This window comes from Streptomyces sp. PA03-5A (assembly GCF_033792725.1).
GTDB lineage: Bacteria > Actinomycetota > Actinomycetes > Streptomycetales > Streptomycetaceae > Actinacidiphila.
The window spans coordinates 1-23,140 of the sequence record NZ_JARAVL010000051.1 but is presented as its reverse complement, the minus strand read 5'-3'; the positions used below and the strand labels follow the sequence as shown (position 1 = coordinate 23,140).

Annotated in this window: 23 protein-coding genes; 13 read left to right on the top strand and 10 right to left on the bottom strand. The window is 70.7% G+C overall.

Annotated elements, in window-relative coordinates:
- Positions 1 to 102: 102 nt before the first annotated feature.
- From PV410_RS40015 to PV410_RS40005, 3 genes are read left to right on the top strand one after another with little or no spacing between them, the layout of a single operon-like run.
- Positions 103 to 366 (top strand): DUF6284 family protein, encoded by a 264-nt coding sequence (locus tag PV410_RS40015; protein WP_500331397.1) that lies wholly within the window; start codon positions 103 to 105, stop codon positions 364 to 366.
- Positions 363 to 1,235 carry a DUF2637 domain-containing protein gene (locus tag PV410_RS40010; RefSeq protein WP_500331395.1) on the top strand — a complete coding sequence of 291 codons (873 nt, stop codon included), beginning with the start codon at positions 363 to 365 and terminating at the stop codon, positions 1,233 to 1,235. Before PV410_RS40015 ends, PV410_RS40010 begins: the two co-directional genes overlap by 4 nt.
- A complete protein-coding gene (locus PV410_RS40005) occupies positions 1,235 to 1,630 on the top strand; it encodes an RRQRL motif-containing zinc-binding protein (protein WP_500331393.1) in 396 nt (131 codons plus the stop codon). The genes PV410_RS40010 and PV410_RS40005 overlap by 1 nt, the downstream gene beginning before the upstream one ends.
- A gap of 62 nt (positions 1,631 to 1,692) precedes the next feature.
- Here the strand turns inward: PV410_RS40005 and PV410_RS40000 are convergent, their stop codons facing one another.
- Positions 1,693 to 1,962: a hypothetical protein gene (locus PV410_RS40000; protein ID WP_500331392.1), complete on the bottom strand. Its 270-nt coding sequence runs from the start codon at positions 1,960 to 1,962 to the stop codon at positions 1,693 to 1,695.
- A gap of 141 nt (positions 1,963 to 2,103) precedes the next feature.
- Between PV410_RS40000 and PV410_RS39995 the strand changes: the two genes are divergently transcribed.
- Positions 2,104 to 4,218: an ATP-binding protein gene (locus tag PV410_RS39995; protein WP_500331390.1), complete on the top strand. Its 2,115-nt coding sequence runs from the start codon at positions 2,104 to 2,106 to the stop codon at positions 4,216 to 4,218.
- A gap of 204 nt (positions 4,219 to 4,422) precedes the next feature.
- Positions 4,423 to 4,890 (top strand): hypothetical protein, encoded by a 468-nt coding sequence (locus PV410_RS39990; protein ID WP_500331389.1) that lies wholly within the window; start codon positions 4,423 to 4,425, stop codon positions 4,888 to 4,890.
- 6 nt (positions 4,891 to 4,896) lie between these two features.
- On the opposite strand, the gene PV410_RS39985 is transcribed toward PV410_RS39990, so the two are convergent.
- Positions 4,897 to 5,211 (bottom strand): hypothetical protein, encoded by a 315-nt coding sequence (locus PV410_RS39985; protein WP_500331387.1) that lies wholly within the window; start codon positions 5,209 to 5,211, stop codon positions 4,897 to 4,899.
- Positions 5,212 to 5,397: 186 nt separating this feature from the next.
- Here PV410_RS39985 and PV410_RS39980 point away from each other — a divergent pair, with 186 nt between their 5' ends.
- The 6 genes from PV410_RS39980 to PV410_RS39955 all read left to right on the top strand — a co-directional run bounded on the left by PV410_RS39980 (position 5,398) and on the right by PV410_RS39955 (position 10,607).
- The gene (locus PV410_RS39980; RefSeq protein ID WP_500331385.1) at positions 5,398 to 6,126 is read left to right on the top strand and encodes a DNA methylase; all 729 of its coding nucleotides are present in this window, start codon (positions 5,398 to 5,400) and stop codon (positions 6,124 to 6,126) included.
- Positions 6,123 to 7,013: a bifunctional DNA primase/polymerase gene (locus tag PV410_RS39975; protein ID WP_500331383.1), complete on the top strand. Its 891-nt coding sequence runs from the start codon at positions 6,123 to 6,125 to the stop codon at positions 7,011 to 7,013. Before PV410_RS39980 ends, PV410_RS39975 begins: the two co-directional genes overlap by 4 nt.
- A 169-nt stretch (positions 7,014 to 7,182) precedes the next feature.
- Positions 7,183 to 8,331, top strand: coding sequence for a DUF3631 domain-containing protein (locus PV410_RS39970; RefSeq protein ID WP_500331382.1), 1,149 nt, complete (start codon positions 7,183 to 7,185; stop codon positions 8,329 to 8,331).
- A 180-nt stretch (positions 8,332 to 8,511) separates the two neighbouring features.
- On the top strand, positions 8,512 to 8,730 hold the full coding sequence (locus PV410_RS39965) for a helix-turn-helix domain-containing protein (protein WP_500331380.1): 219 nt from the start codon (positions 8,512 to 8,514) through the stop codon (positions 8,728 to 8,730).
- 75 nt (positions 8,731 to 8,805) lie between these two features.
- The gene (locus PV410_RS39960; RefSeq protein ID WP_500331378.1) at positions 8,806 to 9,981 is read left to right on the top strand and encodes a site-specific integrase; all 1,176 of its coding nucleotides are present in this window, start codon (positions 8,806 to 8,808) and stop codon (positions 9,979 to 9,981) included.
- Between the two features lie 386 nt (positions 9,982 to 10,367).
- Entirely contained in the window at positions 10,368 to 10,607 is a 240-nt protein-coding gene (locus tag PV410_RS39955; protein ID WP_500331376.1) for a hypothetical protein, read from the top strand.
- A 70-nt stretch (positions 10,608 to 10,677) separates the two neighbouring features.
- Here the strand turns inward: PV410_RS39955 and PV410_RS39950 are convergent, their stop codons facing one another.
- Entirely contained in the window at positions 10,678 to 12,066 is a 1,389-nt protein-coding gene (locus PV410_RS39950; protein WP_500331374.1) for a sensor histidine kinase, read from the bottom strand.
- Positions 12,063 to 12,740 carry a response regulator transcription factor gene (locus tag PV410_RS39945; RefSeq protein ID WP_500331372.1) on the bottom strand — a complete coding sequence of 226 codons (678 nt, stop codon included), beginning with the start codon at positions 12,738 to 12,740 and terminating at the stop codon, positions 12,063 to 12,065. Before PV410_RS39945 ends, PV410_RS39950 begins: the two co-directional genes overlap by 4 nt.
- A gap of 108 nt (positions 12,741 to 12,848) precedes the next feature.
- Here PV410_RS39945 and PV410_RS39940 point away from each other — a divergent pair, with 108 nt between their 5' ends.
- Positions 12,849 to 13,403: a hypothetical protein gene (locus PV410_RS39940; RefSeq protein WP_500331370.1), complete on the top strand. Its 555-nt coding sequence runs from the start codon at positions 12,849 to 12,851 to the stop codon at positions 13,401 to 13,403.
- Here PV410_RS39940 and PV410_RS39935 read toward each other — a convergent pair.
- Together PV410_RS39935 and PV410_RS39930 are read right to left on the bottom strand one after the other, a co-directional pair.
- Positions 13,400 to 14,263: a spermidine synthase gene (locus PV410_RS39935; protein WP_500331368.1), complete on the bottom strand. Its 864-nt coding sequence runs from the start codon at positions 14,261 to 14,263 to the stop codon at positions 13,400 to 13,402. The genes PV410_RS39940 and PV410_RS39935 overlap by 4 nt on opposite strands.
- Positions 14,264 to 14,296: 33 nt before the next feature.
- A complete protein-coding gene (locus PV410_RS39930) occupies positions 14,297 to 14,695 on the bottom strand; it encodes a hypothetical protein (protein ID WP_500331366.1) in 399 nt (132 codons plus the stop codon).
- A 177-nt stretch (positions 14,696 to 14,872) separates the two neighbouring features.
- On the opposite strand from PV410_RS39930, the gene PV410_RS39925 reads away from it, so the two are divergent.
- Positions 14,873 to 16,195 (top strand): NsdA family TPR-like regulatory protein, encoded by a 1,323-nt coding sequence (locus PV410_RS39925; RefSeq protein WP_500331364.1) that lies wholly within the window; start codon positions 14,873 to 14,875, stop codon positions 16,193 to 16,195.
- A gap of 13 nt (positions 16,196 to 16,208) precedes the next feature.
- On the opposite strand, the gene PV410_RS39920 is transcribed toward PV410_RS39925, so the two are convergent.
- The 4 genes from PV410_RS39920 to PV410_RS39905 all read right to left on the bottom strand — a co-directional run bounded on the left by PV410_RS39920 (position 16,209) and on the right by PV410_RS39905 (position 23,021).
- Positions 16,209 to 17,249 (bottom strand): hypothetical protein, encoded by a 1,041-nt coding sequence (locus tag PV410_RS39920; RefSeq protein ID WP_500331362.1) that lies wholly within the window; start codon positions 17,247 to 17,249, stop codon positions 16,209 to 16,211.
- Positions 17,250 to 17,320: 71 nt separating this feature from the next.
- Positions 17,321 to 22,105, bottom strand: coding sequence for an RHS repeat-associated core domain-containing protein (locus PV410_RS39915; protein ID WP_500331360.1), 4,785 nt, complete (start codon positions 22,103 to 22,105; stop codon positions 17,321 to 17,323).
- A gap of 99 nt (positions 22,106 to 22,204) precedes the next feature.
- Positions 22,205 to 22,390 (bottom strand): hypothetical protein, encoded by a 186-nt coding sequence (locus PV410_RS39910; RefSeq protein WP_500331358.1) that lies wholly within the window; start codon positions 22,388 to 22,390, stop codon positions 22,205 to 22,207.
- Between the two features lie 10 nt (positions 22,391 to 22,400).
- Positions 22,401 to 23,021: a hypothetical protein gene (locus PV410_RS39905; RefSeq protein ID WP_500331356.1), complete on the bottom strand. Its 621-nt coding sequence runs from the start codon at positions 23,019 to 23,021 to the stop codon at positions 22,401 to 22,403.
- Positions 23,022 to 23,140: the final 119 nt, after the last annotated feature.

The following is a 23,140-nucleotide window of genomic DNA, read 5'->3' as shown; positions in this document are numbered from 1 at the left end:
CTGAGGGGAGCCGGGTCTTCCTGCTCTAACGGCGCGCACCCCCGGTGCTGGAACACCGGGGGTGCTGTTCGGGCCGTTCCTCCGTGAAAGGAACTGTGACCCATGGTGTACATCGCTGCACGTCAGCCGGTTGTTACCGGCGCCTTGTCCGATGGTGAACCGTCGGACGTAGAGCTGTTCGCGATCGAGCGTGAGATGCCCGTCGTCCTGGCGGAAGTCGAGCTGCTGGACGCACAGATCATGACGCTCGACCGCCCCCCGTCCGAGGTGGACGCCCGTCGGCTGCGCCGGGCCCGCCGGCGTGTGCTTGCCGCCCGGCGGAACCTCGCCAACGGCCCCGCGGGCCGGACGGGCGGTGCGGCGTGAACCTCAAGCGCAAGGGGCGGGCCGCCTTGGTGCTGGCCCTGGTCGGCGTCGTTGGCATGGCCTTCCGGGTTTCTTGGAATGCCCTGCGCGACGTTGCTGAGACGATTGGCGCGGACGCCACGGCGGCGACGCTGTATCCGTTCGTGGTCGACGGCCTGATGGCTTTAGCGCTGATCGCGACCCTGGTCCTGACCGATCGGGACCGACGGTTCGCCCTGCGGGTGCTGGCGACGTACACGGTCGCTTCGCTGCTGCTGAACTACGTGCACGGCCTGGTGCCGGAACTGCACGGCGGGTCGGTCGACTGGGGTCGACTGGCCGACTGGGACCCGGCGAACTGGGCCCTGGTGCTGCTGGCCACGTCGCTTCCGGTCGGGTCGATCTACTTCGGCTCCGACCTGGTGGCCAAGGTGCTGCACCACCAGTCGACCCCGCACACGAATGCGGAGGAATCGACCGAGACCGAGAAGAATCGGTCTACGGCTGACCTGGAAGAGTCGACCCCAGCGACACCCATCGCGGTGCCGGTCGCGGTTGAGCTTCCCGCCCCGACCCCGCCCGTCGTGGTGGAGCCTGTCGCGGCGATCGAGTCGGTACCGGTCGCGGTCGCCGCGGCGGAGTCGACCCGGCCCCGTGGGGCGACCGGTCGGGTCCCCGAGGTGGCCCGGACGCCTCGACCGGTACGGACGGCAGATGAGCTGCTGATCGAGGCCCGCGAGGCGACCGCGGGTTGGGCGGTCGAGGATCTGACGGCGGAGGGCATCCGCCGCGCGGTCCGTACGTCGCCGGCCAAGGCCCGCGTGCTGCGCGAGACCCTGCGGGCAGAGCGCACCGACGGCCCCGGCGACACCGATGAGGTTGTTGCCTGATGTCGCCGGCGTTCGGGAAGTGCTACGACCCGTCCGGCGCCACGTGGGGGATACCCACCTTCCCGTGGCGCCTCGCGCCCGACGGCTACGCCACCCGCAGGCAACTGCGCGCCCGTGGCCTGCGCCCGGGTGGTCAGCCGGTAGCGGCTCAACTCATGCGGCACGCGCGCCGGCGGAAGTCCGGGGTGCTGGTCGCCTACCTCTACCGGATCGACCGGGCCAAGCCCGTGCGGCCGATGACCCCCGGGAAGCGGGCCGCGCTCGCCGCGGCGATGACCGCCCGCCGCACCTGCCCTTCCTGCCGGACCGATGCCGGTTACTGCATCCCGACGTCACTCGGCATGTGCGTGACCTGCGCCTACCCCGACGAACCGCGCGCTGCCCGCCCCTGGTGAACCGCCCGTCAGCTCCGACCGTCGCAGGGCCGGTTCGACTCCGGCCCGGGGCACACACGTGATCACCACCCGATGTCGGCCGGCCGCTGATGTCCACAGGGTGCCGGATTGCCGTCCTGATCTACGACCACGACATCGTAATAGCCCCCCGAGTTGACCATCACAGAGATGCCCTGACCATGCATGACGACGTCGAACGGGCACTCCACAGGCTCTGCATGCGTCACGACGGTGAAGTTATCACCGGGACGCATCCAGTGATCGGTTCCCCAGGGCTCCAAGAACAGGCAGAGCAGGCCGTCTGTCCCGTTGTTCACGCTGATCTTCGACACACGCGCACCCTACCGAGCACCCCACCGCCGCAACGGCCTCGTACGGGGGCATCCCCGCTTCGCTCGGTTTGTGTGTGCCCTGCGCGTACCCCGACACCGATGTGACGCCCCCGCGCCGGGGCAGTCAGGAGACCCCCGAGCATGAGTGACAACGTCGTTCGACTGTTCAAGGACAACTCCACCGGCACCGCGCCCGCGGACGTCGAGAGCAAGCCCGTACCGGCCCCCGAACAGCCGCAGCTCACGCGGCGTTGGGTCCGCAGTGGGCGCGCGGTGAAGTCGGCTGCGACGCACGAGCGGACCAAGACTGTGGCGCGTGCGGTGATCCGGCACGGCATGTACGTCCTCGGTGGGACGCGGATCGTGGTCCGTCGCACGTGGGAGGGTCGCACGGCGGCCCGGTATGAGCGGATGCTGCGCGCGGCGGAGGCCGCGGGGCAGTTCGATGAGGCGATGCAGTGGGAGGAGCGCGGGCAGCGCTTCCGTGCCGCCCGGCACCGCCGGCGCATGGACCTGCTGTACTCGCCCATCGCCGCGGCCAAGGGCATCGTGGTCGGGACAGGTGTCGGCATCGGTGGCCTGGTCGCCCTCGGAATCGTCATGGCGATCGCCACCAAGGACGTCACCGACGTCGTCACCCCGATCATGGCCGTGATCAAGTTCATCAACCTGATGATCACGATCGTCCAGGTGGTGTGGGGCCCCATGGTCCAGATCGGCCCGTTCCTCGCGCTGCTGGCCCTGTGGGCCGTCGGACGCCACCAGCAGGCGGCCCCGCAGTGGACGATGCCCGCGAACGTCCGGTCGGGCGAGGGGGAGCCGATCACCCCGTCCATCGTGGTCAAGGCCCTGCGCGACCTCGGCGTTCCCGCGCTGCGAGGGGCCATCAAGGAGATGGGCGACGCCGGCGCCTCCATGCTCGGACCGATCCGGATCGCCGGCTGCGGCGTCGAGGTCGACGTCACCCTCCCCTCCGGCGTCTCGACGATCGAGGTGCAGAACCGGCGCCGCAAGCTCGCCGAGAACCTCACGAGGCACGAGCACGAGGTGTTCATCACCATCCCCACCGCGGCCCGCACGGTCCGGCTGTGGATCGCCGACAGTGGTGCGCTGGACGAGCCGATCGGCCCGTCCCCGCTCACGACGGACGACACGCTGACCGCCGACTACGCCAAGGGTCGGGCCCCGTGGGGCCAGGACCTGCGCGGCGACGCCGCGGGCTTGAGCCTGTATCAGCGGCACCTGCTCATCACGGGCCTGTCCAACCAGGGCAAGACCGCAGCCCTGCGGGCGCTCGCCCTGTGGCTGGCCCTCGATCGATCGGTTGAGTTTCGGGTCGCGGACCTCAAGGGCGCGGGTGACTGGGCCATGTTCGACGGCCTGGCCACGGTGCTGATCCAGGGCCCGACCGATGACCACGTGATCCAGGCGACCGAGATGGTCGAAAGCGGCGTCACGGAGATGGAGCGCCGGCTGACCGCCCCGCCCGGCAGCGTGTTCCCGCCACTGATCGTGCTGGTCGATGAGGCGCAGGTCGCGTTCATGTGCCCGCTCAAGGACGAGGACAAGCGACCCTACGGCGGGTCCAAGGCCACGTCGCGGTACTTCATGGCGGCGCGGAAGATCCACAACCAGGGTCGTGCGGTGAACGTGCTGCTGTGGCAGGGCACCCAGGATCCCACCGACCAGAACCTGCCCAAGCTCGTGCGGGAGGGTGCCCACACCCGCGCGTCGCTGGCGCTCGGTACGGAGTCGCAGGCGCGGATGGCGCTGGGGGACAAGGCCGTCGACGGCGGGGCCGCCCCCAACCTGCTCCGCCCGGGGCTGGACAAGGGCACGGTCGTCGTCGCCTCCGACGGCATCGCCATCCCCGCGGGGCAGGCGTCCATCACGGTCCGCACGCACTACATCGACACGGACACCGCGGCTGAGATCGCCGACCGGGCCAAGGCCCTGCGGGACGGGGTGACCACGCTGCGGGTCATCGAGTCCGGTGAGGACCGTGACCCGCTGGTGGACATCGCCAGCGTGCTCGGGGACGCGTCGCGGGTGTTGACGCAGGACGTGCTGAAGCGGCTGGCGACGTTGAACGCGGATGCCTACGGCGGCTGGTCGTTCATCGACCTCAAGCGCGTCCTGGACGGCACCGGGGCCGAGCCCTACAAGTCCGACGGCCGGATGGTCATCGGACGCGACCGCCTCGCCCGCGCGCTCGCCAACCGCGACAGCGATGGTTCCGCTTCCACCAAGCAGTAGAGGGAGCGGCACCCCCGGCGGGTCAGGGAGGCAGGGAGAACTCCCTGAACCCCTCCCTGACCCGCCTCCCTGCCCCTGACCAGTACAGATGATCCATCAGGGAGTCAGGGAGGACCGCAGGTCAGCACCCCTCAAACCCCCTCCAGGGGCACCCCGGCAGGGGGTGCCTCAGCCTCCCTGCGCCATGCCGAGAAGGGATTCCGCATGTTCCCCGAGACCTCCGGTCACGCGCCCGTCGAGCGGGTCGTGACCGTCCACCAGCCCGTCCCCGTCGTCCCGGTCCAGCCGTACGCGGCCCCGCTCGTGCCCATACAGCCGAACAGTGCTGCCACCGTGACGAGCGTCGTCCTGCCCGACGGCCGCGTCGCCACCGGCTACACCCTCACCCCCGCTCCGACACCGGCGACCATCGACGCGCGGCCGGCTGTCTCCCGAACCGCGGTGAACATCGCGCTCGGGGGTGTCGGTTTCGCCGCCGTGTGCGGCGGGATGGTGCTGCTGACGACTTTCATCGCCGCACTCGCGGCCCTGGTCCACCAGCTCATCATCCTGGCCGCCGTCATCTTCGGCGGATGGATCGCCGCCCAAGTCCTGAGCAGCAGTCGCAAGACCGAGGGGACGACGGTCAACATCCGCAAGGCCGTCTTCAAGCGCAACCACTTTCATGGTTGACCCCAGTTAAGGCGCGTCGCTGCTCCGTCGACTGCTGTTCATGAACTGAGCCAGCCCCATCAGGACGATGCCAGCCAGCAGAATCACGCTGCCGGTCAGGGTGCCCCACGCCCGAGTGTCGGGGTCGCTGAGTACCAACCCGAAGACCGCCTGCCAGGAGAGGGCGAAGGCAAGCACCAACTGACCGCAGCCGTAGAGGCGCAGGCGGCTGACATGGCGCCGGTTCCAGGGGAGCACCCAGCCACGGGTAATCGCTGCCACGCCGGAGACGGCGACAAGCGACGCCAGCAAGACGAGCGCTATGCCCAAGTAGAGCTTCACGGTTCCCCCTACGAGCCGGACCCACGCCGAACACTCGCGTGATCATGACATCCGCCGACCCGCGCGTCCACGCGCTTCCCCGCACCTGTCGACCCTGACGACTGACACGAGTCGGGGCGGCCGTCTCTCGCCAAAGTCACGGCCGCCCCGGTCTCAGTCCCCATCACAGAACTGGAGACCTCCAGAATGACCCAACCCACCCCCATCAGGCGAGGCTTAACCCGGCCGCGCCTGCTGGACCTGTTCTCCTGCGCCGGCGGGGCCGCCATGGGCTACCACCACGCAGGGTTCGACGTGGACGGCGTCGACATCGCCCACCGCCCCCGCTACCCCTTCCCGTACCACCGGGGCGACGCATTGGAGCGCCTGGCGGCGCTCGTCTTCTCGGGGGAGATCGAGCGGTACGCGTTCGTCCATGCCTCACCGCCCTGCCAAGCCGGATGCGCCCTGACCGTGGGTACCAACGCCTCCCAAGGCTGGGGCGGCACCCACACCGACCTGGTCGCCCCGACACGGGAACTGCTTGACGCCACCGGCCTGCCGTACGTGATCGAGCAGCCCAACGGGCGCGCCGACATTCGCAAAGACCTCTCCCTGTGCGGAGAGATGTTCGGACTCGGAGTCTTGCGCCACCGGAACTTCGAACTCGGAGGCTGGACCGTGACCCGGCCGGCGCATCCCAGGCACCGCGGCTACGTGCGTGGATACCGCCACGGCGTCTACCGGGACGGCCCGTACGTTGCCCCGTACGGCTCCGGCGGGGGCAAGGCCACCGTCCCGGAGATGCAGACGGCGATGGGTATCACGTGGACGGACGTCCGCGAGGAGCTGACCGAAGCCATTCCGCCCGCCTACACGCAGTGGATCGGCCGCGCCTACCTCGCGGCTGTCGGCGTCGGGGCGGTGGCGGCATGAATGCTCTGCTGAATGCCGCACTGAACGCGGCTGAACACGGCTGGCACGTCTTCCCGCTCCACGCCCGTCGCAAGACACCCGCCCTGCACGGTGAGCGTTCCTGCCCCCGCGGCGGAGACTGCGCGGCCGGACACCTCAAGTGGGAACAGCGCGCCACCACCGACCCCGACCGTATCCGCGCCGCGTGGTCGCACAGGCCGTTCAACGTCGGCATTGCCACTGGCCCCTCCGAGCTGGTGGTGGTCGATCTGGACGTGTCCAAGGACAACAGCAGTACGGACGCGCCTCGCGGCGCGGCGACCTTCCAGGCGCTCTGCGAGCGCGCCGGCAAGGCCGTCCCCGACACCTACCGGACGCGGACCGCGAGCGGCGGAGAGCACCTGTACTTCACCGCCCCACCAGGCGTCTGCCTGACCAACACCGCAGGGACCATCGGCCCGTTGGTCGACACCCGCGCGTGGGGCGGATACGTCGTCGCCGCCGGCTCCGAAACCTACGTGGGACGCTACGAGGCCGTAGGCGGCCCTGTGGCCGTCCCGCTGCCCCGATGGCTCCAAAGCATCCTGGAGCCATCCCCCAGACCCGTACAGGCCCCCTCAGTAGCCGTAGCGGGTCAATCACGCCGATATGCTGACATAGCGCTCGCCAACGAGACGCGGAACGTCGCTGGCGCCCAACAGGGCGCGCGCGAGGCGACGTTGTTCCGGGCCGCCCGCGCCGTGGGGCGGTTCGTCGCGTGGGGCGACCTCCCCCGCAATGTGGTTGAGCAGGCTCTTCAGGAAGCGGGCGAGACGGCCGGGCTACCGGCGTCCCAGTGCCGCTCCACCCTGCGCAGCGCCCTGAACTGGTCCATCGCCCACAACCCGCGACACCGGGACACGGCATGACCACCCCGCCCAGCTCTCCACTGAAGAGCATCCCCACCCCCGACGACCCCCGCCCCGCCGAACCGGCCCGCGCCCCCGCGGCGGGTGGTGCGCCGAAAGTCGTCGCCCGTGAGGGCGTCCTGTCAGCCCTTCTCCCTGACCCGCAGCAGACCGACCGGAGGACTGCCCCATGACCGACGGCGCAGCACTGCTGAACGAGGTGGAAGCCTTCCACCGACGCTTCAACGCCTTTCCCACCGAAGCCGCATACGTCGCGGTCGCCCTGTGGGACGCGCACGCGCACCTGCTGGAGTGCTTCGACTCCACACCACGTTTGGCGTTCCTGTCCCCGGAACCGGGGTCGGGGAAGTCGCGGGCGCTGGAGATCGTGGAAACCCTCGTCCCGCACCCCATGGTCGCGGTCAACGCCTCCGCCGCAGCCCTGTTCCGGGCCGTGTCCGGCAGCGGCGGACGGCCCACGATCCTGTTCGACGAGATCGACACCATCTTCGGCCCCAAGGCCGGCGACAACGAGGAACTCCGAGGTTTCCTCAACGCCGGCCACCGACGCTCCGGCGTCACCTACCGGTGCATCGGCGACGGCGGCAACCAGACCGTGCAGGCATTCCCCTCGTACTGCGCGGTCGCCGTCGCCGGACTCGGCTCCCTGCCCGACACGATCCTGACCCGCTCCGTCGTCATCCGCATGCGCCGCCGCGCCCGCACCGAACGCGTGGAGCCGTTCCGGGCCCGCGTTCACGAGGCTGAGGGTCACCGGCTGCGCGACAGCCTCGCGCAGTGGGCGGAGCAGGCCCGCGGGTTCGTCATGGGCGCCTGGCCGCAGATGCCCGACGGCGTCACCGACCGGCCCGCGGACGTGTGGGAGCCGCTGCTCGCCGTTGCTGATGCTGCTGGCGGGGACTGGCCCCGCCGCGCCCGCGACGCCTGCCTCACCCTCGTTCGGGCCGCCCAGTACACCGACAAGCACAGCATCGGCATTCGGCTGCTCACCGACCTGCGCGACCACGTGCTGATCGGCGTCGACCGGCTCCCGACCATCTCCATCCTGGACAGGCTCAACGCCCTGGATGATTCCCCCTGGGCTGACCTGGACGGCAAGCCCCTGGACAACCGGCGACTGTCGCGGATGCTCGCCGAGTACATGACCGGCGACAACGAGCCCATCAGGTCCCGGAACATCCGCACCACCGGCGGCATCCTGAAGGGTTTCCACGCCAAAGACCTGGACGACGCCTGGGCCCGCTACTGCCCCCCTCCCCAGAAGTCCGCTACAGCCGCTACACCGCTACATCCCAGCTCACAGGCCATGAATCTGTAGCGGCAACCCCAGATGTAGCGGCTACGCCCCCGAACCCCCGAAGTGGGCGTAGCCGCTACATCCAACCCCTCCGCTACAAGAAACCACCCGCTGACCTGCGATGTAGCGGCGTAGCGGATGTAGCGGACTTCCCAGAAGGGGGCCGCGGCCCCTCGGCTTGCCAGAAGGAGAGACAGCGCAATGGCCACGCCCTCTGCCCACTCCGATCTGTCTCCGCGCCTGCACCGCGTGGAAGTCGCCGCCCAACTCCTCGGCGTGAAGCGCTCAACCGCGTACGAGGAGATCCGACTCGGGCGCCTCCGGACGGTACGCATCGGGCGGCGCCGGCTGGTCCCCACCGAGTACATCAACGAATACATCGAACTGCTCAAGCACGAGTCCGAACAGATCGCTTGCTGAGCCTTCGTCATTACTCGACCCGGAGCCGCGTCCCTTGGGGCGCGGCTCCGTCCATGAAAGGCGAACATCCACGTTATGGCCGACACTTCACCAGGGTCCGGCAAGGCAGGTAACGGCGAAGACTCCATCTATTGGGACAAGTCGAAGAACCGCTACGTCGGTGCGATCTCCCTCGGATACACCCCCGCGGGGAAGCGGAACCGTGCGAAGGTCTCAGGCAAGACCAAAACCGAGGTGCGCGCGAAGATCCGTGAGCTTCGGAAGGAGCTACAGGAAGGAGTCAAATCCGCGGCGACGTACACGGTCGCCGAAGCGGTGCGCGATTGGCTTGCGCAGGGGCTTAAGGGGCGGGGTCAGAGCAGTATCGAGACGTACCGGATTCTGGCAGACACCCACGTGATCCCTGAATTGGGGAAGGCGAAACTCCGTGACCTTGAGGCCGACGCTCTCGACGGGTGGCTGGATGCGAAAGCCGCGGTCCTGGCGACTCAGTCACTGAAGATGCTGCACTCCATCGTGCGGCGTTCCATCACGCATGCGCAGCGCAGGGGAAAAGTCGCGCGCAACGTGGCCGACTGGGTCGAGGTGCCCGAGGGGCGTCCGGGTCGTCCCAGCAAATCCCTCTCTCTCACGGAAGCGGAAGCTGTTCTCTGCTCGCAGGAAGGTACGTGGATTCACGCCTACGTGGTCATTTCACTGCTGGTGGGAGTCCGCACCGAAGAGGCGCGACCGCTCACGTGGAATCACGTGCACGCCGAGCCAAGTGACGGCGCCAAGCCGCACATTGACGTCTGGCGCTCTGTGCGTCGGCATGGGGAGACGAAGACCATGAAGAGTCGTCGCTCGCTCGCGATGCCACGTCAAGCCGCGGCGGTCATGGAGGCGCACAGGCGCCAGCAACAGCGGGCGTGCGCCGCACGTGGTGTCGAGTGGCAAGGAGACGGACTGGTTTTCCCGTCGGATGCTGGCGAGAGGCGCACTGCTCACGACGTGCGGATGAACTTCCGGCGCCTCCTCAAGGACGCTGGGTTCACGCACCCCAGTGAGTGGACGACCAGGGAGCTGCGCACGAGCTTCGTATCGCTGCTGTCGGACCACGGCATCCCGATTGAGGTCATCGCGCGCGTGGTCGGCCACAGTGGGACCAGCACGACGGAACGCGTGTACCGGAAGCAACTACGTCCGGTGATCACCGACGGGGCAGACGCCATGGACGACATCTTCCGGGGCAACGAACAGGGCCCGGCGTGAGTCGCTGAGCACCACAGTGGCTCCCAGTCTGGCTCCCCGACGCCGTAGGGGCCCACGCGGCAACGCTCTGACCTGCAATAGAGGAGGTCAGAGGAGCTGCGTGGGCTTACGGCGCGCTTAAGGGAGCCATCGGGGCCGGTTAAAGGTTCAGACCTCTGCGGGCGGCGCGGTGCTGCTCGCGGCCGGTCGGCCAGTCGGCCGGTCCCCGCCGCCCGGGGGCAGGCGGCCTTTGTCAAGCCCCGAAATCCGGGGGCATGACGCGGGGCACGGGGCCGGGGTTAATGGAGACATGGGTGCACGCAGAGCCGGGAATTCGAAGTGAAATTCCGGACAGGACCGTTCGCCGTACATCCCTCCCCGTAATTCCTCACGCAAGGAGAATCCCGATGACTCGCACACGACGTCTGGTAGTCCTCACCGCTTCCGCCGCCCTGGCCGCGGGAGGTGCCCTGATCCCCGCCACGGCCTTCGCCGCGCCGGCGTCGGCGCAGGCCGACTCCGTGGTGACGCAGACCTCCCAGCAGTGGGCCGGCGCCGTCAGCGGCTACGTCAGTGACGACTACTGCTATTCCGGGGAGGACGCATACTATTACTACTACGAGGCCTGCGACATTTACTGGGGTTGACCCGGAACGGCCGTCGCGAAATCCGGCTCGCATACCTGCCGGGTGGTGGGAGCCACCCGGCCTCGATCGTTCAGAGCCCCGTGGCCGCGGCGGTCCGCTTCAGCCGCCTGCGGCGCACCACGCGGTGGTTCCGCTTCCCGCCCGCGGCGAGCGGCCGCAGCGCGATCCACACCCGGATCTCCGCGCCTCCCAGCACCGAGGAGCCGAGCCGGACGTCGCCCCCGGTGGATTCCGCGAGGCGCCGTACGATGTCCAGCCCGAGGCCCGTGGAACCGTCGCCGCCCGCGCCCTGGCCGCGCCGCAGTGCGGCCGCCGGGTCCTTGATGCCCGGGCCCGCGTCGGAGACCAGCACGATCACCGCCTCCTGGCTGCTGTGCACGTCCACCGCGAAGGCCGTGCCCTCGGGGGTGTGCCGGAAGACGTTGCCGAGCATGGCGTCCAGCGACGCCACCAGATCGGCCCGCGCCACCGGCACCCGCACCGGGCGTTCGACGCCCGCGGTGCTCACCTCGCGGCCCTGGTCCTCGGCGAGCGCCGACCAGAAGGCCATCCGCTCCCGGATCACCTCGGCCGCGTCGCAGCCCACCGCGACCGGCTGGCTCTGCGCCTGCTGGGCCCGCGCGGTGCGGATGATCTGGTCCACCTCGCGCTCCAGCTGGGCCACCGCGTGCCGGGTCTGCTCCCCGGCGGGGCCGTCGCCGAGCGAGGCCGCGTTGAGCCGCAGCACGGTCAGCGGGGTCCGCAGCCGGTGCGACAGGTCGGCGGCCAGCTCCCTTTCGTTGGCGAGCAGTTGCACCACCTGGTCCGCCATCGCGTTGAACGCGACGGCGGCGGAGCGCAGTTCGGCCGGTCCGTCTTCCGGGACGCGTACGGTCAGGTCCCCGCGCCCCAGGCCGTGCGCGGCCTCCGCGAGGCGCTCGGCCGGCCGCACCAGGCGCGTGCCGAGCCGGTCCGCCACGGCCACCGCGCCGACGATCAGGCCCACACCGACCAGCGCCAGCACCGCCCAGGCGGCGGTGACCCCGCGGCTGACCTCGCCGTCCGGCACGAACACCTCGACCACCGCCACCGAGCCCGAACCGACCGCGGTCGGCTGCAGCAGGGCGTAGCCCCCGGCCACCGGGACGGTGGAGGCCCGGCCCAGTTCCGACGCCCGGTCCAGGTCGGCGTCCGGCGCGTGCGGGTCGCCGATCTCCACCCCCGCCGTGCCCTCCGTCGCCGGCACCCGCACCGCGATCCGGCCGTCGGCGCCCGCCTGCGTCGAGGCCACCGCCCGCTCCAGCTGGGTGCGGTCGGTGGTGATCGCCAGCGCCGGCCCTATGGCCGCGGCCTGCCGCTCCGCGTTGCCGATCGCCCGGTCCCGGGCCATCTCCTTGACGGTGAGCGCCAGCGGCACCGCGAAGGCGACGACGACCATGGCCGTCACCGCGACGCAGACCTTGACCAGCGCCCACCTCACCGCGGTGGCTCCAGCTTCACACCCACCCCGCGCAGCGTGTGCAGGTAGCGCGGCCGGGCCGCGGTCTCCCCCAGCTTGCGCCGCAGCCACGACAGATGGACGTCGATGGTCTGGTCGTCGCCGTACGACTGCTGCCACACCTCCGACAGCAGCTCGCGCCGTGCCACCACCACGCCCGGCCGGGCCGCCAGGAAGGAGAGCAGGTCGAACTCACGGCGGGTCAGGTCCAGCGGCGCCCCGTCCAGGACGGCCTGGCGGCGCAGGACGTCGATCTGCAGCCCGCCCACCCGCAGCACGCGGTCCGCCTCCGCCGACCGCGAGCGGCGCAGCACCGCCGCCATGCGCGCCGACAGGTGCTCGACCGAGAACGGCTTGATGAGGTAGTCGTCGGCGCCCGCGTTGAGCAGCCGCACGATCTCCGACTCGTCGTCCCGCGCCGTCGCGATGATCACCGGCACGTCCGTGATGCCGCGCAGCATCTTCAGCGCCTCGGCCCCGTCCAGGTCCGGCAGGCCGAGGTCCAGGATCACCACGTCGAAGCCGACCTGCGCGACCTCCCGGAGCGCCTCCAGGGCCGTGCCCACGCTCCGTACGGAGTGCGCGGCCTCGGTGAGGTGCCGGATGAGGGCGGAGCGCACGAACTGGTCGTCCTCGACCACGAGCACACTTGCCATGGCCCGCAACTTAGCCCATGAGGGGGATGCCGGGTGGGCGCGAGCACGTCAGAACCTGAAGCGCAACCCCCGGCTCCGTTCGGCGGGTGCGTCCGGCACTATGGGCGGATGCGAAAAGGACTGGCGCACGCCGGAGCGTGGACGCTCGCCACGAGCGCCGCCGTCGCACTGTCGTGGTTCGGCGTCCACCACGTGCTGGCGGGCACGGCCTACGACCCGCCCCGGGCCCTGCCGATCTCCGAACCGGTCTCCGACAAGGTCCCCGCCCCCACGCAGTCCCCGGACGGCGGAGCCACCCACCGCGCGGCCGGGCCCACGGCCACCGGCCCGGCCCGGACCGCCCCCGCCATGCCGCGCACCCCGTCCACCGCCCCGGCCCGGCCGCCCGGTTCGGCCACCCCCGCCACCACCTCCTCCGCCGACACCAGCAACGTGCACGGCTACACGGTCGAGGGCGGACGGGTCGTGCTCGACCTGGGCGAGACCTCGGCGACCCTGGTCTCGGCGACGCCAGACTCCGGCTGGGAGATGAAGGTCTGGAAGCAACCGGAGTGGATTCGCGTCGACTTCGTCTCGGCCACCACGACCTCGTCGCTCTTCTGCACCTGGAACGGGCATCCGCCCACCGTCGACACCTACAAGGCGCAGAACACGGGCGGTTAGCGGAACACCGACTCCGGGGGAGCGGGCGAGGCCGCCGCCGTGGCGTCGGTGACCGGCGCCGCGCCGCCCGCGAAGGCGTCCAGCTCGCTGCCGTGCTCGACCCGCCCCGGATGCGGGTCCGAGGCCACCCGCCGGGTGAACTCCGCCACGGGCAGTTCGCCGTCCGCGGCCACCAGGATGACGTTGCCGAAGCGCCGCCCCCGCAGGACGGCGGGATCCGCCGCCAGGCACGCGTGGGGGAAGCAGGCCCGCACCGTCGCGATCTGCGCCCGCAGGAACTCCAGCCGTCCGCCGTCCGCCACGTTGGCGGCGTAGAGCCCCCTGGGCGTCAGCGCGCGCCGCACCTGCGCGAGGAACTCCGTACTGGTCAGGTGGGCGGGCGTACGGGCCCCGCCGAAGACGTCCGTGATGACCAGGTCCGCCCAGCCCTCCGGGACCTTCGCCAGGCCCTCGCGGGCGTCGCCGCCGCGCACCTTGATGCGCCAGGTGCGGTCCCAGGGCAGTTCCCGCCGCACCAGCTCGATCAGCGCGGTGTCCAGCTCCACCACCTGCTGCGTCGAGCGCGGCCGGGTCGCCGCGGTGTAGCGGGCCAGGGTCAGCGCGCCGCCGCCCAGGTGCAGCACGCGCAGCGGGCGGCCGGGCGGCGCGGCGAGGTCGACGACGTGGCCGAGCCTGCGCTGGTAGGAGAAGTCCAGGTGCTCCGGGTCGCCGAGGTCGACGTGCGACTGCGGCGCCCCGTCGATCAGCAGCGACCAGCCCCGCGGCCGGTCCCGGTCCGGCACGAGCTCGGCGAGACCCCCGCCGACCTGCTCGCGTATGCCGTCCGGTGCCTTCGTCGTCCTCGTCCTGCGCGGTGCCATGCACCCCAGTATGGGCGGCGGGCGACGCGGGGCTCAGAGCCGGTCGGCCAGCTCGATCATCCGGGCGGCCTCGCCCAGCGCGTCACGCAGCACCGCCGGGTCCGTCACGGCGCTGTCGTCGTGCGGGGGCACCAGCCAGCCGGTGCCCGCCACCGGCGGCTCCCGCAGCTCGCCGGGGACGGTGAAGCCGCCGCCCTCGGTCTGCGTGCAGGCGCTGCCCGGCATGTCCCAGCCGTCGGCCGTGCCCGGCGGCACCAGGAAGCCGAGGCTGTGACCGGAGCTGTCGTGCAGCACGGGTCCGAGACCGGTCCGCATGCGCAGGATGTCCACGGCCTCCAGTCCCTGCCGGGTCGGGACGGTGACCAGATCCCATGGTTCGTCCAACAAGGCGAATCCTCCTTGGGGTCGGACGGTGGGTTGCACGGTGTCCAACGCGCGCGGACGTCAACGGCTACGCCCGCTTGACGCCGACAGGGGTGGCGTTTCATGGCGAATGGAGGGTGAGATATCCCTTTTGTAGCCAAACCCACGGTACTCGGGCCCTCACAGCGAGTACGGTCGTCGCGCCGCCAACCGGCACCGCACCGACCGTCCAACGGGAGCCCGGCGATGCACTCGTCACCTTCCACCCCCAACACAGCCTTCCGGCGCCTGCGCGGAGACCGGTCCCCCGGCGAGTTCGCCGCCGCCGTGCGCCGCGCGGGGCGGGACATCGGCGAACAGGTCAGCTGCGACGCCCGCTACATCGGCCGCGTGGAGTCGGGGGAGATCCGCTGCCCCAACTACGCCTACGAGCGGGTCTTCCGGCACATGTTCCCCGGCCGCGACCTTGCCGACATGGGCTTCGAGCCCCGTGAGCTGGTCCGCGGGCGGCGCGGCACGGCGGTCCCGGCTCCCCGGCCGGCCCCGTACGAGACCGAAACCGACGAGGAGAGCGACGTGCTGCGTCGCGCGTTCATGACCGGCGGCCCGGCCGCCATCGCCACGACCCTGATGCTGGGGCCCGCCGCCGCGGCGGAGCCGGTGCACAAGGTCGGCAGACCCCAGGCCCGGGCTGTCCGCGCGGCCGTCCGCGAGATCCGCCTGCACGACGACCGGCACGGCGCCGGCGCGCTCTACCGCCAGGCCGGCCACTCCCTCGGGGCCGCCTACCGCCTCCTCGACGAGGGCACCTACAGCCAGGCCGTCGCCGAGGACCTGATGGGCGGCGCCGGTGAACTCGCCATCTCCGTGGGCTGGCTGGCCCACGACTCCGGGCGCCTCGCCGATGCCCGCTCCTTCTACGGCGAGGCCCTCGCCACCGCCCGCATGGCCGGTGACCGCGCCCTGGAGGCGCACGCCTTCTGCAACGCCTCCTTCCTCGCCCGCGATGCCGGGCGCCCCCGCGAGGCCGTCCGCGCGGCCCAGGCCGCCCAGCAGGCCGCCCGCCACCTCGGCTCGCCGCGCCTGCTCTCGCTGCTCGCCCTCCGCGAGGCGGGCGGCTGGGCCGGCCTCGGCGACCGCCCCGGCTGCGAACGCGCCCTCGCCCGCGCCCAGACCCTGTTCGGCAGCGGCCCCCGCGCCGCGGACCCCGAGTGGATGACCTTCTACGGCGAGGCCGAACTCGCCGGGCTGGAGGCCCAGTCCTGGTCCGCCCTCGGCGACCACCACCGCGCGGTCGAGCACGCGCGGCGCGCGGTCGGCCTGCAGGCGCCGCACTTCACGCGCAACGCCGCGCTGTACACCGCGGAACTCGCCGACAACCTCGCCTCCGCCCGACACGTCGACGAGGCCACGGACGCCGGCATCCGCGTCCTGGACCTCCTGGGCCGCGTCCAGTCCCCGCGCGTGCGGGGCATGCTCTCCTCCACGGCCCAGACCCTCCAGCCGTACTCCCGGCGCAAGGACGTCGCCGAATTCCTGCGCAGGCAGGCGCAGTCGCGGCCGGCGTGAACCGGCGACGCCGCTATGCGGGCAGGGCCTCGGGGTCGCCCGCCCGCCACCGCAGGACCCTGTCCTCACTTACGGTGATCCACGTTCCGTCACCCAGGGGGATGGGTTCGGGACTCACGGAGAAGGGGTACACGATCTCCGCCAGGGGAGCCAGCGTCGCGGTGTCCCACAGGAAGTGCCGGGATTCCTCGGGCCAGATGTCCTCGGCCACCGCCGCCAGCACACGTTCACGGTCGACGAATCCCGGGCCGCCGACGAACACCGCTTCCGGATCGTCCAGCACGGTCGTGGCCTCGGCGTGTGCCGCCGTCCGGCACAGACCGGACGGCGCCGGCTCGTACCGGGTGAGGATCTCGCCGCCTCTGGTCAGCTTGAGGAACGACGTTCCGTCCAGGCTGTTTCCGGTGAACGGTTCGTCCGCGGGGCCCGCCGGTACGGCGGAGATGTCTCCGTCGCGGAGCGAGACCAGGAGGGAGTGCGCGTCGTCCTGCCCCTGACCCGCCGACAGAAAGACGAAATTCGCGGCGACGAGGCTTTGCTGGAATTTGTAGAGCGCGGAGAAGGAGGGCAGCGTCCTTTCGCCGAGCAGCTCACCCGAGCCGCTGTCGAGCGCGATGCAGAGGTCGCCGTCGTACGTGCCGTTCGTGACACGACCCACGATCGTCGCCAGCACGACGTCGTCCGAGGGCATCGCGACGCACGCGCCGCGACCCAAGCCGTCCGCGGCCCAGGCGTCGTGGTCGAACGCCCACCGGACGGAACCGTCGGCGGCGAGCGAGGTGATCCGGTGCCGCCCGCCGACGAGCAGTCCGTCCGGTGTCGGAGTCGCGTAGCTTGACTCGTCCGGTACGGGGGCCGTCCACGTCCGCGTCCGGGAGAAGACCCGAGACAGGTCATCGGACAGGCGGCGAGTGGTGATCTCCGGACCGTCGTGACTCACGATCCAGTTGGCGCCATCGCGTACTTGCCAGCCGTCCCGTCGTCCGAGTGACTCCTCGACGCCGGGGCAGTCGTCCTCGGCGACGAGCTCCGCGGAGATCCTGCTGAGAGCCATGATGCTGAACGTGTCCTGTCTCGGGTCGAGGGTTCACTGCCGGCGGTCGCCGTCCCGCGGGGACCGGGGGATCAGCTCGGATGATACCGACCGGGCCAGTAGAACTGCCTTTGGTGCGTCGGCTTTTCCTCCTGGTGGACCGGCCCGGTCATCATTCCCCCGCTCGCGCGGATCAGAGGCGCGCAGATGTCGGCGCAAACGCTACGGGACGCGGCTCCGTGCGTGGGGTTCCAACTGGCGCCGCCGCTGCTCCTGTGCATCCTGTTCAGGAAATTCAGGATGTTCTGCTCTGAATGGCCCCCCCTTTCCTTGGGGGGCGGCTTCGGCATGTACTGGTCTTTCGGCAGGGGAATGGCGCCCAGTTGCTTGGCGAGTTTGATCTGGGCCCCCGTGAGGGGGGTCCTGCTGGTGCCGGCGACGAAGATCCGGGGTCCTTCCGGCGTATCGGCATGGATCGCCGCCACCGTCTGGTACTGCCTCTTCTCTTCCGGGAGGACGTGGGCGATCTGGGTGGCGATGCTCTCCAGGGAGGTCAGGCACGGTGTGAGGCCGAGCGGGTCGGCCCAGGTGTGAGGGTTGTGGACGTACGTCGTGGGATTGGGGGCGGGACCCAGCCCCAGGGGGTCCGACGACACGTATCGTGCGGTCTCGGGGTCGTAATGCCGGAAGAAGTTGTAGTGGAGTCCGCTCTCCGGGTCGAAGTACTGCCCCGGAAACCGGAGGGGCGTGTAGGCCGTGGCGTCGGCCGGCCAGGCGGTGGAGCCCCACAGTGCCGAGCGGCTCCGCCAGGCTATGTGACCGTCCTCGTCGACGAGTTCCGAGGGGCTTCCGACGAGGTCGGTGACGATCGCGAAGAAGCGCTCGTCGACCTCGTCCTGGGTGGCGTCGTCGACCGTCTTGTGCTCGGTCTGGGCGACCGGTCGGGAGCCCTGGTAGTCCCAGGTCAGGCTGATGCGTGCGGACGCCTCCGACGGACCGGTGCACTGCTCGGCGAGGTCCGGCCCGTCCCACGTGAAGTCGGTCTGCTCGACGACCGAACCGCCGTCGGGCGACATCCGCTGTTTGGCGATGCGCCGGCCGAGGGGGTCGTAGAGGTAGCGCCAGACGGTGCCGTCGGGCGTGACGACCCGGGAGAGCTGGTCGTCGGCGTCCCACTCGTACCGCCAGGTCTCCGGTTTACGTGAGAGCCGCGTCTTCTGCCGCAGCGTGATCCGGCCCTGCGCGTCGAACTCGTACCGGATGTTACCGGCCCGCGAGATCCGGGTCCCCGCGTACTCCCGCTCTCCGCGCGCCTCCGCGCCCGGATGGCGGTCGGGCCAGGAGGCCAGCGTCTGGTTGCCCGCTGCGTCGTAGGCGTAGGTCTCCTCCCACCCCCGGGCGGTGACCCGGGTGACCCGGCCGATGGTGTCCAGTGCGAAGGAGCGGCGGCCCGAGAGCTGGTCTTCGACGGTCACCAGGTTCCCGTCGGGCCGGTAACCGTATTCCCGGCGCTGGACGGGCCGTGGGGCCTCGGGGGCGCCGGCGGGCGATGTGAGGGTGAGGGTCTGTCCGGTGAGTCGGCCCATGGCGTCCCACGCGTGGCTCAGATGCAGGCCGCCGCGCACGTGGCGGGCGGTCTCACGGCCGAGCGCGTCGTGCTCGAACGTGATCGTGCGACCCGACGTCACGAGCGCCACGGCGTTGCCTGCCGGATCGTACGTCCACGAGGCCGTGGCCCCGCTCGGCGTCACGCGGTGGGTGCGGCGGCCGGTGAGATCGTATGCGCTGGCGAGGACCCGGCCGTTCACGGATTCGGCGATCACCCGTCCCACGGCATCGCGGGTGAGGGACAGTTCGGCGTCCTGGCTGATCGCCTGCGCCAATCGGCCCTCGGGATCGTGCCGGTAGGTCGTCGACTCCCCGTTCGCGAGCTTCTCGGTCACGCGGCCCATCGCGTCGTGGGTGAAGCGGACGGTCTGCCCGGCTCCGTTGGTGTGGGCGACGAGCCGGCCTGCCGCGTCGTACGTGTAGCCCAGGGTCCGCCCGTCGAAGTCCCGCTCGGCGACCAGGAATCCGGCCGTGTCGTAGGTGTAGTCCCACGTCAGCCCTTGGGGGTTCCGCACGCTGGTCAGCTGCAGTTCGGAGTCGTGGTGGAACTCGAAACGTGATCCGTCCGGGTCGGTACGCGCGGTCAGCAAGTCGAAGTGCCCGTACTCGAAGCGGGTGACCTGCCCCAACGGGTCCGTCTGCGTGACGCAGTTGCCCTCACCGTCGTAGGTCCACGATTCGGTTGTCCCGTCGGGGCGGATGACGGCGGCCGTGTGACCTTCCACGGTGCGGAGGACGGTCGTCGTCGCGCCGCTCGGGTCGCTGACGGTCGTGAGCCGGCCGAAGGCGTCGTATCCGTACCGGGTCGTGTGGCCGAGCGGGTCGGTGATGGCGACGGGCAGGCCGGCGGAGTTGTGCTGGGCCCGACTGGTGTTGCCCAGGGCGTCGGTGACGCAGACCACACGTCCGCGGTCGTCATGGACGTAGCGGGTGACCGCGCCGGTGGGGTCGGCGAGAGCGGTGAGATTGCCTGCCGCGTCGTATTCCTGGCGCCAGACCGCACCGTCCCGGCCCGTGATCACGGTCGGGAGGCCCGACTCGTCGTACGCGGTGGTGATGCGCATCGCGTCGGGGCTGATGACGGTGGTGAGGCGGCCGTCCTCGTCGTACGCGTAGTGGGTCGTGTGACCGAGCGCGTCGGTGGTTGTGAGGACGTTGTCGCTGTCGTCGTACTCGGTGCGGGTGGTGTTGCCCAGAGGGTCGGTCGAGGCGACGACCTGGAGCCGGTCGTTGATCACGTGGCGAGTGGTGTGCCCGAGCGAGTTCGTGGCGGTGGTGACGGTGTGCCCGGGTGACGGGTCGGCACCGTCGTACGTGTACGCATAACGCAAGTGGCCGTCGGTCCCCCCCTGTGAGACGCAGCGGCTGCGGTGGTCGTAGGTGTACTCGTACCGGCGGCCGTTCGTGTCGGTCCAGGCGACCATCCGGTGGTCGCCGTCGTACTCGAACCGCGTGGGGTTCCCCGAGGAACCGGTGACCTCCGTGAGGTTGCCGGCCGTGTCGTGCCCGTAGCTCACGACCAGTTGGTCGGAGCCGTCTTCCGCCGCACCGGCCAGGTGGATGGCGGTGACCCGGGCCTGATCGTCGGTGGTGAGCTTGAGGTGGTAGCCGGCCGAGTGCCGGATGGCCAGCGGGGCCCCGGTCTCGTGGTGGTGGTCGAACGTGATGCGGTCGCCGTTGCGGTGGGACATCTCGTCCAACAGCGCCAGCCCCGGTGCGTGGACGGCTTCGGCGAAGTAGCGGGTGTGGCCGGCGTCGGGGTCATGGACCGCCCAGTCCCCCTGGGGAGTGCGGGTCAGCGGCCAGCGCGGTCCGCGGGCGGGCAGGACGTGCTCCCCGGGGCGAGGAAGGTCGTAGGACAGCAGCAGTCCGGTCTCGGTGACGAAGACGATGCCGCGGTCGTCGAACTCGAGGCGCTGGTCGACGGTGGAGGCCCAGGACCTGCCCACGTGCCGGCCGGCCCGGTAGGACGACTCGAACTTGCGGGTGAAGGTGAGGGGGAGCATGCCGGGCAGGACGATGTCCGCCGCCCTCAGGAACACCCTGCCGGTCGCGACGTCGACCGGGTCACCGCAGTCCTTGATCGTGTGGTCACGGCGTGTGCTGTTGTTGGGGTGGTCCATGTCGAGGCTGTCGCGAGTGCTGCTCCGGCCCGGTCCTCGGCCTGCTGACGCCGGTCGCGTGCCGGCGCCCGCATGGGGGCCCTTGGGATCGTTCCTGCCTCCCTTGGCGATGCGGTCCAGGTCCCCGGCGATCTTGTCGTCGTTGTCGCGGTGGTTCTGGTGCATCTGCTTCAGGCCCTTGCGCATGTCGTTGCGCACATGGCCCACGGCCTTCTCGGCCGCCTCGCCGATGCCGTCCACGATCTTCGTGGCGATCGGCATGACGTGCTCGGCGATCTCGCCGCGGCCGCTGGTCCGGCCCTTGGCGTTGCGGGCCCGGCCTATGTGCCCCTTCGACTTGCCGTGCAGGGAGCCGGTGATGCCGTCGAGCTGGGTGTCGATCCGGTCGAAGCTGTCCCCGTCGCTCTGGAAGTGACTGCCCCCGCCGCCCCCGCCCCCGCCGCCACCTCCGCCGCCTCCGGCGCTGGCGAGGGTGAAGCTGTCGGCCTGCTTCTTGGCGCCGTCGACGCCCTCGCCGAAGCCCTCCTTACCGGCGTCGGCGGTCCGGCCGAGGTCGACGCCCTTCTGGAGGCCGAGGGCGTTGGAACCGACCTGGATGATCAGGTCGGCTGCCATCGACTCCAAGGCGGCGTAGATCGGGGCGGTGGCGATCGACATCAGCTGGTCGACGACCTGGTTGATGACCTCGCGGAAGATCTTCTTCACGATCATCCGGGTCGCTTGGGTCGCGGCGGCCCCGGCGAAGCTCGACAGCCCGAGCGTGAAGGGGGCGGAGGCGATGGTCGCTACGATCTCGGCTGCCAGGATGCCGAGTTGGACGATCGCCGCGACTTTGGCGACTTCGATCGCGATCGCCACCCCGTCGAGCGCCGTCGCCCCCATCCGCGCGGCCTCGGCGAGATTGGCCAGATGCGTGCCTTTGACCTTGCCCCAGTGCGCCTCGAAGGCGTCCATCGCGGCGCCCGCGTTCGCGCCCAGCAGCTCCTGCACGGCGGTGTGGGCGTCCATGGCGCCGCCGTCGATGTCGTCCGCGAAGTCCCGCAGCGACGTGGCCATCTCGCGGTAGTCGTCCTCGTCGACGTTCGGCCACGCGATGCCGATCAGGTCGAGCACGTACGCCAGTTCGTCGGGCAGTACGACACCCACCGCGGACACCCCCGTGTCTCTTCTTGACTGCAGCTGCAGAGATTTTGACGCTACGTGAGAGGCTGCAGTTCCTCAACTGCCCTGGGGATGACGGGCTGTCTATCGGACGCGCCACCTGAGCACGGCGTCGAGCCAGCCGATGACGGGCTCCCCGCCCGCACCCACGTGGTGCCGGCCGTTGCGCACGAACGCGTCCTCGAAGGCCCGGTAGCTCCAGGGCAGGTCCGCGAGTTCCATGATCCGGTCCAGAAGATCGTCGGCGACGTCCCGGAGTTGCCCGGCCATGACGGCGAACCTAACGCTTCGGCCGGACGACGACGCCCGCGCGGCGGTAGGCGCCGTACGACATGGCGTCGTTCCCGTCGAGGAGGATCACGTACGCCTCGCCCCGCGACCAGCGGACGTGCCGGGTGGCGTCGACGTCCCTGTACGGCCAGGGACCCGCGGGTTCCGGTTCCCCAAGGCGGTCGCGCAGCAGTGCCGCCATCCGCCGGTACTCGGCGTCGTAGTCCTCCGCCGTCGCCTCGCGCCGCACGTCGGGGCGGCTGTGCCAGGGCCCGAACTCGTTGTCCCACTCGGCCGGGTCTTCCGGGTCGGCGAAGTACGCGAAGGGGTGCAGGACGTAGCTCCCCTCACCGCACCCGGGGTGGGCGCACACCACGTCGGGGGAGCCGTCGTCCATGCAGCCGGGAGCCTCTCCGAGCTCCAGCCACCAGTCGTCGACGCCCTCCTCACGCCCGGGCAGGAACTGGACCTCCCACCAGCCGATGACCGGCCCCTCCTCCTCGTCCTCCGGGACCTCCCAGCCGTTGGCCACGAACGCGTCCTCGACCGCCCGGCAGCTCCACGGCAGGTCCGCCAGAGCGATCATCCGGTCCACGAAGGCCTCGTCGGCGCCGAAGAGTTGTATCGCCATGGCACGCGACCCTAGCGGCCCGGCCTAGGTGTATTGCCTTGTGAGGTTGGGGACGCGGCTGGCGGGTGGTTTGCCGTTCAGCGCGGTGTGTCCGCGGTGGTGATTGTAGGTGTGCAGCC